This is a genomic window from Mycolicibacter sp. MU0102 (assembly GCF_963378105.1).
In the GTDB taxonomy this organism is placed as follows: domain Bacteria; phylum Actinomycetota; class Actinomycetes; order Mycobacteriales; family Mycobacteriaceae; genus Mycobacterium; species Mycobacterium holstebronense.
Genome location: NZ_OY726398.1, coordinates 543,941 through 555,569 on the forward strand (window position 1 = coordinate 543,941; position 11,629 = coordinate 555,569).

The 11,629-nt window shown below is 66.8% G+C and carries 6 protein-coding genes and 1 pseudogene; 5 read left to right on the forward strand and 2 right to left on the reverse strand.

Going from position 1 to position 11,629, the window contains the following annotated elements; translation table 11 throughout:
* The first annotated feature begins 5 nt into the window (after positions 1–5).
* The 5 genes and pseudogenes from RCP37_RS02550 to RCP37_RS02570 form a co-directional block, all read left to right on the forward strand.
* On the forward strand, positions 6–995 hold the full coding sequence (locus RCP37_RS02550) for an NAD-dependent epimerase/dehydratase family protein (protein ID WP_308485483.1): 990 nt from the start codon (positions 6–8) through the stop codon (positions 993–995).
* Between the two features lie 264 nt (positions 996–1,259).
* On the forward strand, positions 1,260–3,239 hold the full coding sequence (locus tag RCP37_RS02555) for an ABC transporter ATP-binding protein (protein ID WP_308485484.1): 1,980 nt from the start codon (positions 1,260–1,262) through the stop codon (positions 3,237–3,239).
* Between the two features lie 14 nt (positions 3,240–3,253).
* A complete protein-coding gene (locus RCP37_RS02560; RefSeq protein ID WP_308486906.1) occupies positions 3,254–4,009 on the forward strand; it encodes an energy-coupling factor transporter transmembrane component T family protein in 756 nt (251 codons plus the stop codon).
* A gap of 307 nt (positions 4,010–4,316) precedes the next feature.
* Positions 4,317–6,848 carry a PGRS repeat-containing protein gene (locus tag RCP37_RS02565; protein WP_308485485.1) on the forward strand — a complete coding sequence of 844 codons (2,532 nt, stop codon included), beginning with the start codon at positions 4,317–4,319 and terminating at the stop codon, positions 6,846–6,848.
* A gap of 1,373 nt (positions 6,849–8,221) precedes the next feature.
* Positions 8,222–8,566, forward strand: a pseudogene (locus RCP37_RS02570) (transposase); the annotation flags it as partial.
* Between the two features lie 149 nt (positions 8,567–8,715).
* Here the strand turns inward: RCP37_RS02570 and RCP37_RS02575 are convergent.
* Both RCP37_RS02575 and RCP37_RS02580 read right to left on the reverse strand, forming a co-directional pair.
* Positions 8,716–10,161 carry an amidase family protein gene (locus RCP37_RS02575; protein WP_308485486.1) on the reverse strand — a complete coding sequence of 482 codons (1,446 nt, stop codon included), beginning with the start codon at positions 10,159–10,161 and terminating at the stop codon, positions 8,716–8,718.
* Positions 10,162–10,254: 93 nt separating this feature from the next.
* Positions 10,255–11,622, reverse strand: coding sequence for an FAD-binding oxidoreductase (locus RCP37_RS02580; protein ID WP_308485487.1), 1,368 nt, complete (start codon positions 11,620–11,622; stop codon positions 10,255–10,257).
* Positions 11,623–11,629: the final 7 nt, after the last annotated feature.

Here is an 11,629-nt window from a genome sequence, read left to right on the forward strand (position 1 = left end):
TCGGCATGCGCGCATTCGTCACCGGGGGAACCGGATTCGTCGGCTCGAACCTGGTTGCCGCGCTGTTGAAGCAGGGTATGCAGGTGCGGGTGTTGCGCCGCTCGACCTCGCCGATGGCCGCGCTGGAGGGTTTGGACTGCGAGACCCGGATCGGCGACGTCAACGACGGCGTCGACGCACTCACCGAGGCGATGGCCGGCTGCGACTGGGTATTTCACACCGCCGCGATCTCGGACTACTGGCGCTACCGGACTCAGACCCGGCTCTACCGCACCAACGTCGACGGCACCCGTGACATGGCCACCGCCGCTGCGCGCGCCGGGGTCAAGCGTTTCGTCTACACCAGTTCGCTTGCCGCACTGGGGGTCCCGGATCGAGGTCACGAGCTGGTCGAGACCGACGAGTTCAACATCCGCCCCAGGCAGTTCCCCTACGGCCACAGCAAGCACCTCGCGGAGGCGGAGCTGCGCAAGGCCGCCGCGGCCGGTCTGCAGGTTGTGATCGTCAACCCGTCGGTGGTCATCGGGCCTCGCGACGTCAACCGCATTGCCAGCGCGATGCTTGTCGAAGCCAAGCAGGGCCGGCTGTGGTTCGCCGCTCCCGGTGGCACCAACTTCGTCTCGGTCGACGACGTGGTTGCGGGACATATCGCTGCCGCCGAACGCGGCCGGATCGGAGAGCGCTACATCCTCGGCGGGGAGAACCTGTCGTTCCGCGAGGCGTTCACCGGTGCCTGCGAGCTCTTCGGGCGGCGTGGGCCGTCGGTGATGTTGCCGCGCTGGTTCATTCCGGTGGCAGCGGCGGGAGTCAGCGTCGCCCGCGCCGTGGTGGGACCGCGGCTGCCGATCGACGCTCGCCAGATGAGGCTGTCGACAGCCGAGATCTTTGCCGATCCCAGCAAATCCCGCGAGGAGCTGGGGGTGCCGTTCACGCCTTTCCGCACCGCGCTTCGGGCCGCCCACGACTGGTACCGCGACAACGGCTATCTGGGTTAGCTGGGTTGACCTGAGATACAGACGGTTGACCGCCGAGTGCGGAGTGGTCCGTTGCAGCCACCGTGGGCATCGTGCGTCGTGGAGACGACTTTTATGGACGTGAGATTAGGAAATTCTTAGTCGGTGGACTATTAAGGAAAAATGCAGTGGCAGTGCGCTTCAGCGCGGATCGGTGACTCGGCTGTTGCGAGTCCACGCCTTTCAGAGCCGCAGCCGGCGATGAGTGCGGATGGCACGGCAACCGCGACTGGGCACAAGCACGGTATGCAACCGGCGGAGTTGGCGCAGGCCGCCATGACAGCGGCACTGATGACCGCCGTCGCGATCGGGTCGATGGTCCTGCCGGGTGCGGTCATCTTCGGCTGGCTCGGTGCGGTGCCGATGGGGGTGCTCTGTTATCGGCACCGCCTGCGGGCCGCTGGCGTGGCGTTCGCCGTCAGCTGCCTGATCAGTTTCATGATCGCCGGTTTCGGCGCCGCGGTGGCAGCGGTGACGGCAGCTTACATGGGCGTGATCACAGGCCAGGTCAAACGCCGCGGGCGTGGCGCGGCAACGATGTTGATCATCGCCGTGGTGTGGGGCGTGGCGATGGCCGAGATCTGTCTGGGGGTGTTCGCGGCGCTGGCCGACATGCGTGCGGTGGTACTGAATACCGTGGCCGCCAATGTCGGCGGATTCGCGGCACTGCTGCACGGTGTGCCGGTCCTCGGTGGCGCCGCGGCTGGTCTGGAGGCCGCCGTAGCGGGGTGGAGCGTGCACTGGGGCTGGTTCCTCGGCATCTCGGTCTGGTGCATTGTCGTCTTCGGCACTTCCTTCGGATGGCGCGTGCTCAGCCCGGTCCTGCGACGACTGGAGGCGGTGACGGACCTGTCGCCGGCGAACCTGCTGCCGTCCATCCCCGATGAGGGCGCACCCGGGCCGTTGCCGACGGTCCTAACCGGCGCAGGCTATCGGTACCCGGGAGCCGATCGTGACGCCCTGGCCCCGGTGACAATGCGGGTCGACGTGGGCACCCACGTGGCGGTGACCGGCGCCAACGGCTCCGGCAAGTCCACTCTGATGCGCATCCTGGCCGGTCTGGCACCGACAACCGGTACCGTCGAACGCCCGGCCGGAGTAGGCCTTGGCCGGGTGGGAGGCACCGCGCTGGTCTTCCAGCATCCCGAGAGCCAGGTGCTGGGATTGCGCGTCCGTGACGATGTCGTGTGGGGATTGGCGCCCGACCGCGAGATCGATGTCGAGGGCCTGCTGGACGAAGTGGGCCTGGGAGGGATGGGCGACCGGGACACCACCGGACTCTCGGGCGGTGAACTGCAACGGCTCGCGGTCGCCTCGGCGCTCGCCCGGGAGCCCGCATTGCTGATAGCCGACGAGGTGACCACCATGGTCGACCAAGCCGGACGCCAGACCCTGCTCAAAGTCCTCGACGGCCTCACCGCACACCACCGTTTAGGTGTGGTGCACATCACTCACTACCCCAGCGAAGCCAACACGGCCGATCGGGTGGTCGCTATCGCCGGCGGTGAGCGCGAGCCCACCCGCGCCGTACCGCGGGTGGGCTTGGAGGCAGTGTCGGGCCGGGGACCGATCCTCGATGTGCAGGACGTTTCATTCGACTACGCCGCTGGAACACCCTGGTCCACACCGGTCCTGCGCAATGTCTCGTTCCGTGTCGACTCCGGAGACGGAATCTTGCTCTACGGCGCCAACGGTTCGGGCAAGTCCACCTTGGCGTGGATCATGGCCGGCCTGCTGGAGCCATCGGCCGGTCGGTGCCTGCTCGACGGACGCCCCGCCGCAGAGCAGGTCGGCGCGGTCGCGCTATGTTTCCAGGCTGCCCGACTGCAGCTTCACCGAGGTCATGCCGGTGCGGCGGTGGCCGCGTTGGCGGGCTGGGCGGCCACTGACACAGAACAGATCCTCGGCGCGCTGGCATCGGTCGGCCTGGACTCCGACATCGCCGGGGTGCTGATAGATCGACTCAGCGGGGGACAGTTGCGCCGAATTGCGCTGGCCGGACTGCTGGCCCGCTCGCCGCGCCTGCTCATCCTCGATGAACCATTGGCCGGTCTGGATGTCGACGCCCAGGCCGATCTCATCGACCTGCTCGTCGGCATCCGCAGTCAAGGGCAGGCCATGGTGGTGATATCGCACGACACCGACAGCATGTTGCGGCTGTGCCCCCGTACCTTGCGCTTGGACCGGGGAACACTGACGCCCACCGAACCGGGCCAGCAGCCGTGAGTCGCCGCCCGCTGATGCTGATGCGCCCTGTTCCCGGGCCGTCACCTGTCCACAGCCTTTGGGCTGGCACGAAACTGATAGCGGTGCTGGCTATATCGATATTGCTGACCATCGCGCCCACCTGGTCGGTGATTGGGCTGATAGGTCTTCTGGCTCTCGGCACCGCTGCCCTCGGAGGGATCTCGCTTCGCTGCATACCGTCGGTACCGCGCGGGATCTGGCTGATCTTCGCGGTGGGCAGCCTGCTGACGATCGCCAACGGCGGCGCCCCGGAAATCGCCGTCGGGCCGGTAGCCATGGGGGTTGGCGGGTTCCTGGAGTTCCTGCGCATCACCTGCTTGGGGCTGGCCTTGATCAGCCTCGGCGCGCTCACCTCGTGGACGACCCAGGTAGCCGACATCGCCCCCGCGGTAGCGCTGCTGCTCCGACCGCTGCGGGTGCTTCGACTGCCCGTCGACGAAGTCGCGGTCGCCACTTCTCTAGCCTTGCGGATGTTGCCCATGCTGGCCGAAGAATTCCGGCTTCTGGCCGCTGCCCGCCGCCTTCAGCCCCCGCAACCGCAGAAGCCGACCCGGCGTGCCGAACTCGTCGACCTATGCACGGCTGCCATGGTGGTCGCGCTGCGCCGAGCAACCGAGACAGGCGATGCCATCACCGCCCGCGGTGGTACCGGCCGAATCGCCGATCACCCCAGCCGGCCGGGCTGGCGTGACGCCGTCGCGGTGGTGGTGCTCGGCGGTTTCCTAGCGCTCGCCGTGGTGCTTGCCTGACGGCGGTGCACGTCGCCGGGGCGGTGCCGCGGTGCTGCACCCATCCCCAAATCCGGGCCTCCACCTGCATCGACAGCCTGCGGAAGCGGCTCAGGCGCCAAGGGTCATGCCGTCGACAGCTGCACGGTATGTGGGCTGGTTGCTTGGTTTTAGGGAGGTAGGTCTGCAATTTAGGTTGTGGGTGTACTAAAGGGGCTGTTAGTCTCCCTGGTGATTGTCATGTTTTCTTCAGTTTTTTCCCAGGGAGGGTTCCTTTATGACGCTGTCGCCGCGTAAGTACACGTCTGCTTCTGTGACGGGGCGCGGTGTGCGTCGTCGGGGGGTGGGCGCGGTCAGTGCGGTGGTGGCGTTTCTGGCGTTTGGGGTGTCGCCGGTGGTGGCGGTGCCAGTGGCGTCGGCGGAGGTGTGGGATTGGGGCGTGGATTTCGGTGACCCGGGTGCTGCTGCCGCTGGTGATGTGTGGGGTGGGTTGGATCTGGCGGAGTTCGATTTCGGGGACGTTTTCAGCCAGCTGATCTACCTGCCGTTGCACGACGAGCTTCAGTCGTGGCTGGCCAGTGATCTGGGTGCGCAGGTCGCCACCTTCATCAACGAGGCCTCGGGGCTGTATCTGATCGGTAACGGCGTCGACGGCACCGCCGAGCATCACGACGGCGGCAATGCGGGGTTGCTGTTCGGTGATGGTGGCGCCGGGTTCGGCTATGACGGGTCCGGGGGTAACGGCGGTTGGTTGTTCGGCAACGGTGGTGACGCCGGCAACGCCGCCGATATTCCCGGTAGTGGTGCGGGTGCGGTGCTATTGGCGGCCTCGGCGGCAGCCACGCTGCCGGGTTCTGCTGAGGCGTCGGGCCCGATCAATGGGGCACCCGGGCATGGCGGCAATTCAGCATTCTTATTCGGCAACGGCGGCAACGGCTCCAACGGTGGGGACGGCCAGTTCGGTGGCAATGGTGGTGCCGGTGGCGCCGGTGGCGATGGCGGGGCCTTGTTCGGCAATGGCGGCCATGGTGGTGGCGGCGGCAATGGTGGTGAGGGCAGTGCACTGCATACTGCGGGTGGCAATGGTGGTGCCGGTGGTGCCGGGGGCAGTGCGGGCTTGTTCAGTACCAGTGGCAATGGTGGTGCCGGAGGCCGTGGTGGTGCCGGGTTCGCTGGTGTTGACGGTGGCGCTGGTGGTGTGGGCGGCAATGGTGGTAACGGTGGTGTCGGCGGCAACGGTGGCATCCTCAACGCGGGTGGACTCGGCGGCGCCGGCGGCAGTGCAGGTGTCGGTGGTGCCGGTGCTGAGGGCACCATGGCTGGCGGTAACGGTGGCCACGGTGGTGTGGGCGGCAATGGTGGTGCCGGTGGTGGCGGTGGCTTCCTCTACGGGGCCGGCGGCAATGGTGGTGCCTCGGGTGCCGGAGCAGCCGGTGGGCTTGGTGGCGCCGCCACCGATCCCGAGGGCATCGCCGGGTCTGCAGGTCTAACCGGTACCAGTGGACACGCCGGTGCCGGTGGCGGTGGGGGTCTGTTCGGCGGGGGAACAGGTGCAGCGGGCACGGTCACCCCGACCGACCCCGGCAACAACCCCGGCGACGGTGACGGCGACGGTGACGGTGACGGCGGGGTCAACCCCGGTGACGGCGGTGACGGCGGCGCCGGCGGATTCACCGCCGCCCAGATCGCCGAGTGGAACCGCCAGATCGAAGCGATCGGCGGCACCGCACTCACCAACGACCAATACGGCATCCTGGGCTTTTGGCTCATCAATAACGCCGTCGACGACTCCGGCGATGGCTTCACCGATGTAAACGCAGCGCTGAACCACTTTGTGGACTATGACGGCACGTACGACCTCTGTGGGATCGTCTGCAACGGCCTCGACGGCACCATGGAACACCCCGACGGCGGTAACGGCGGTCTCTTCTACGGTGACGGTGGACACGGCTGGAACAGCACCCTCGCCGGCGTCAACGGCGGCAACGGCGGCACCGCACTACTCTTCGGCGACGGCGGCGACGGCGGCAACGGCGGACTCGGAGCCAACGGCGGCAACGGCGGTACCAGCGGCGTCCTTCCGGTCATCGACCCCGACACCGGCCGCCCCGTCACTGACGTCGGATTCGGTAACGGCGGTAACGGTGGTAACGGCGGCGACAGCACAACCGGCGACGGCGGTAACGGCGGTGTCGGCGGAACGAGCAGGGCGGGTCATGGTGGTGATGGTGGTGATGGCGGTGATGGCCTCACCACTGGCGGCGCCGGGGGTGCTGGCGGCTTCGGCATCGTCATGGGCGGCAATGGCGGTAACGGTGGTAACGGCGGCGTCACCGGCGGTGCGGGGGGTGCTGGAGGCTACGGCCTCACCACTGGTGGCGGTACCGGGGGTAACGGCGGCGACGGTGGACGCGATGGCGGCGCTGGCGGATATGGAGGTTACGGGCTCGGGGCGGCTGGAAACGGTGGCGACGGCGGCGCTGGGCTCACCGGCGACGGTGGTCCAGGCGGCCACGGCGGCATTGGCGGCAACGGCCAGGCTGGCTGGCTACCGGCCGAACTTCGTGACGACCCGATCTACCAGGCGTTTCCATACAACAGTGCCGGTGACGGCGGCGCCGGCGGCCACGGCGGTGCCGGCGGCACCAACGGCGGTGCCGGCGGCGACGGCGGCTTTGGCGGTAACGTCTTTGTCCGCGTTCCCGCGACGACCCCCGGCCCCGACGATGCTTACGTGGCCCCAGGGGTTCCTGGAGTAGGGGGCGCCGCCGGCCAGGGCGGCCACGGTGGCACGGGGAGCAACGGTGCGGACGGCGCCGCCGGCCACAACGGCATCACCCAGGAAATCCACGAGGATTAGCTGCGCCCAGATCAGTCAGGCCGGGCCGGCCTTGCCAGGACATCTCGATCGGCTTGTTCGGCGCGACCGGCAAATCGGGAGTCACGGCGTCCACCGTGGCGCCTCCGTCGACGGCATCCGTGAACTGCTCGGCACCCGCCGTCGGCGACAGTGAGTCCTTCGAATTCTGGTGGGATTTCTCGGCCAGCCTTTGGTGATCTCTGATGCCCACGCCGGTCTCAAGTCGCGGTCGCCCGGCGGTTCACCGGATCACCGTGGCAAGTCGCCTGCCGCTGCCGTCTGACATCTCTATAGCCGAGCTACGCAAGGTCATCGCCGCTAGACACGCCGCGATCACCGAACCGACAGAGGAGTAGTCGCCGAATCGCAAAGCAGCCAGCATCGCTCGTTACCCATATAGCAGACCCCGAACCACCTACTATGTTGATTTGAAGTTCGTAATATGGGAATGTTGGCTGGATTCGACGACGGGGTTACCACTGATGAAGAAACTTCTATCAACAGTTAGCGCGGCCGCGGCCACTGTCGGCTTCGGTGTCGTAATAATTTCGCCCGCGCAGGCGGAGCCATTTATCCCTTGCCCTTATGACCCGGCAGTACCAGGGGCTCAGATGCAGTATTTCAACCAAAAAACTGCCGAAATCGTGGCTATGCAAAACGCTGTCAATACTAAGGTATTGGGCCCCCTTACTGGACCGGAGCGTGCAGCGTGGGCGGCAAGTCCTGAGGGTCTTGCGGAGGTCGCGCGGGAGAGGCAGGTCGTACAGGACAGAGATCACCCGCCCTTGGCGTGCTTTTCGCTGCAACCGGTTGCAGCGGCGCCAGAGTTGAATCCGCCACCACTGCAACCTGTTCCGGGTAGTCCGCTTATCGATGATATCCAGTCGGGACCGGATTCAGAAGTTGCTGCACCTGTCGACTGCACGAAACTCAGAGGTGCCTACGACGCACTTGGTCCCGTGGCGGATTCGGCGGATGCAGCTGCCAAGTTGAACCACTTGAAAATTCCTGGCATAAGTCAGGTGACAGGTACATCTCTTGCTTTATGCGGGCTCGATGCGATCCCTGCCGCTATCGCGAACCCGAGTCAAGGTAATCAGCAGAGAGTTTTTGATGGCGCTTGCGGAGCGGTCGATCAGTTCACTGGTGGCATAATCAATCCTTGTGGCGACACCCCCGTCGGTTCACATTAGTCGAGGCGGTACTCGGCCAGTATTTTTGAGAAATTTTCGATGGAACTGCGCTGGGGCACCCCGCCTCACGGACCTCTAGATATCGATACCGTTGTGGTGACATCGATATAGGTGAGATGGACGGTCTGCTGCACGGGGTAGGTCAGGTCAAGATGTCACCCATTCACGCAGCAGACACCATTTCCCAAGGTGGTGCAGATGATGGCCGAAGCCAATACCGATGTCCTGGCGTTAACCGCATTTCCGAGGGTGAACTGGCAAAAGTTCTGGTCGAACAACCTGATCGAACGGCTCAACAAGGAGATCGAGCGCCGCGCTGACGTCGTGGAGATCTTCCCGAATCCGGGGGCGTTCCTGCGCCTGGCCGCCGCCGCGGTCATCGAAGCCCACGACGGATGGCAAGTCACCCGCCGCTATCTGTCCGACATCTCCCTGGCTGAACTTTGCAACGTCATCGCCGCCAAACACGCCGCCATCACCGAACCGCTAGCCGAGCAACGCCAAAGCGCCTGGCGTCCAGGATGACTCGTTGATCGCTACGCGTGACGCACGCTGGTCCGAAGTTCGCCATCCCACGGGGCACCATCTTCGGCGCCTGTCGCCTCGGTGGATACGGGCGTCATCCGAAGTGGCGCAACGTAGAACGTTGCACTCCGGTCAACGGGTGGGGCTCGTCAACCCACCTGCGACAGCAGCGACTCGGTCGGCGGCCGGCGATGAGTCCACGGCTGCACCGACTCGATCTGGCAGGCCAGCGACACCAGGGTTGCCTCGTCGTTGGCCCGCGCCACCAGGTGCACCGCCTCGGGCACACCGTCGGCGGCGATCCCGGTCGGGACTGAAATGGCCGGCTGACCGCTGTAGCACTGCGGGAAGGTGAACGGGATGAACTTGAGCATCTTCAGCATCGCCCTGGTCGGCCCGAGTCCCTCGAAGTAACCCACCCGCACCGGCGGGATCGCCAGCACCGGGGTCATCAGGATGTCGAAATCGGCGATCCTGCGCTGCGAGCGGGCGGTGATCCGCGGTTCCGCGGCGACAGCCCGGCGAGCCAGCCAATCCGGCACCAGCCGACTGGTTCGGGCCTCTGCCTGCATACGCCGTTCCAGCAGTTCGGTTTTCGGGAGCCGCTCGATCTCGTGGGCGAACCCGTTCATGAACAGTGCGAGCACTGCGGCGATCCCCATCACCGGATAGACCGGGTCGCGCTCGATCACCTCGTGGCCCACCGAGCGCAACAACTCTGCGGTCTCCAGCACCGGGCGGCGCACCTCGTCGCTGACGGGCACCGGAACAACAGGCTTGAAGGACATCGCGATCCGTAGCCGTCGCGGATGCGCCAGCAGTGCCTCCATCAGCGGTGGCGCCGGCGGCGGCGAGGGAATCTCGTCGTCGGGTTCGGGTCCGGTCATCGCGTCGTGCAGCAGGGCCGCGTCCATGACGCTGCGGGCCAACGGCCCAATGTGGTTGAGCCCGTGGAACCGATATGCCCGCTCCGGTGACTCCTTGGTGCTCACCCGGCCGCGTTGGCCCTTCAGCCCGACCAGCCCGCAGCAGGCGGCCGGAATGCGGACCGAGCCGCCACTGTCGCTGCCGGTAGCACCGGGCACCATGCCGGAGGCGACTGCCGCGGCGGAGCCGCCGCTGGAGCCGCCCGGGGTCCGGTAGAGATCCCACGGGTTGCGGGTCACTCCCCAAGTCGCCGATTCGCTCACCGGGTAGGCGCCGAACTCCGAGAGATGGGTCTTGCCGATGATCACCGCGCCGGCAGCCCGCAGCCGTCGCACCGCGGCGCTGTCTGCACTCGCCGGGCCGACGTCAATTCCGGTGCCGCACATCGAGGAAACACCCGCGACGTCGGTGTCGTCCTTGACCGCGATCGGCACACCGGCCAACGGCAGTGCTTCTCCGGCAGCCAGTCGCTGCTCGACGTGCGCCGCCTCGGCCATCGCCTGATCACCCATCACGGTGCGGAAGACGTTCAAAACCGGGTCAAGGCGGGCGATCCGATCCAGATACAGGGTCACCAGCTCGCGCGGCGACACCTCCCGCGCGCGCACCAACTGCGCCAAGCGCGCGACGCCGGCGAAGGCCAACTCATCATCGTGCGCGGCAGACATCATTGCGTCCTTTCCCCCGCGGACAACAATACCCACCGTGCGTTGGCGTAAAAGTGTGTCGGCGTTGGCGACACACTGAGAACTACTGAGTGATCAGTTCCCCGCCGCGGGTTCGATGTTGTGATTCAAGGTGAACCGGTTGGCCGGGTCCAGGCGTGCCTTGAGTTCGGCGAGACGTTGGTATCCGGCGTCACCGAAGGTGGCGCGGATGCGGTCCTGTCCTTCGTCGCCGACGAAGTTCAGGTAGGCGCTGTCCGGGCCCAGCGGCCGCAGGATCTCGAAGGCCTGCCGGGCCCACGCCGTGCAGCGTGCGCTCTCGGCGGGGTCGGTCCACGTCGCCATCAAATGAATGATGTAAGGGTGCTGGCGGGCGACGATGGCCGTCGACTCCTCCGGAACCCGGCTGGCGTACCCGCCGAGCCGGATCAGGTGCAGCCGGGTCTGCGCCGAGGGCCGCGACCGCCCCAGCAGGGCGATGCGCCGGATCGCCTCGTCGGTGAGCTCGGTGACAAACAGCGACTTCCAGTAGTTCAGCCAGCCGTAGGGGGCCGTGTAGTCCAGGGCCTGCTGCCAGGTCGAGTAGTCCAGCTTGTGCTGCAGGGCCACCACCGGCTTGGCCGCCACGCCGCGAACGTTGAGCAGGGCGCTGACGTCGTCGCTGCCGATCTGGTCGGTCCGCGTCGAGCAGGCCAGCACATTGACCAGCGACTGGCCCGTCGTGAGGTCGGTGGAGAAGTCGAGGATGGACGCCAGGTGGTCGGGTGCGTTGTCCATCTGGGCGCGGAAGTGCCGCAGCGCCGCCTCGGCGTCGGCGTCGGGGTAGGACTGCACGCCGGCCACCACACCGTCGATCGGGTGCAGGCGCAACACGAACTGCGCCACCACGCCGAAGTTGCCACCCCCGCCGCGCAGGCCCCACAGCACGTCGGCGTTCTCGGTCTCGCTGACCGTCAGTACCTCGCCGGATGCGGTCACCAGGGTTGCGCCGATCAGGTTGTCGCAGGTCATGCCGTGGGCACGGGAGAGCCACCCGATGCCGCCGCCGAGCGAAAATCCCCCGACGCCCGTCGTCGAGACCACCCCTCCGGGGCAGGCCAGGCCGTGCCTGCTGGTGACCGGGTCCACGTCGCCCCAGGTGGCACCGGCGTCGACGTAGGCGATCCGGGCCTGCGCATCCACCCGCACCCCGCGCATCTGCGTCAGGTCGATGACGATGCCGCCATCGGTGGCCGAGTGGCCGGCGACGCTGTGACCGCCGCTGCGCACCGCGATCTGGGCACCGGAGTCCACGGCGTAGCGCACAGCGGCGACGATGTCGTCCTGCGAGCGGCACTGCAGCAACACCCGCGGCCGCTTGTCGATCAGGCCGTTGAAGACCTGGCGCACCTCGTCGTAGCGGGCATCGCCCGGGTAGACGGCGTCCCCGGTGAAACCCGGCACGGTGGGAGTGGTGGCTGTCATCGCATCC

Excerpts from the sequence above, each read along its gene's own strand:
- RCP37_RS02550 (WP_308485483.1), top strand. The coding sequence starts at position 6 with ATGCGCGCATTCGTCACCGGGGGAACCGGATTCGTCGGCTCGAACCTG.
- RCP37_RS02555 (WP_308485484.1), top strand. The coding sequence starts at position 1,260 with ATGCAACCGGCGGAGTTGGCGCAGGCCGCCATGACAGCGGCACTGATG.
- RCP37_RS02560 (WP_308486906.1), top strand. The coding sequence starts at position 3,254 with ATGCTGATGCGCCCTGTTCCCGGGCCGTCACCTGTCCACAGCCTTTGG.
- RCP37_RS02575 (WP_308485486.1), bottom strand. The coding sequence starts at position 10,161 with ATGTCTGCCGCGCACGATGATGAGTTGGCCTTCGCCGGCGTCGCGCGC.
- RCP37_RS02580 (WP_308485487.1), bottom strand. The coding sequence starts at position 11,622 with ATGACAGCCACCACTCCCACCGTGCCGGGTTTCACCGGGGACGCCGTC.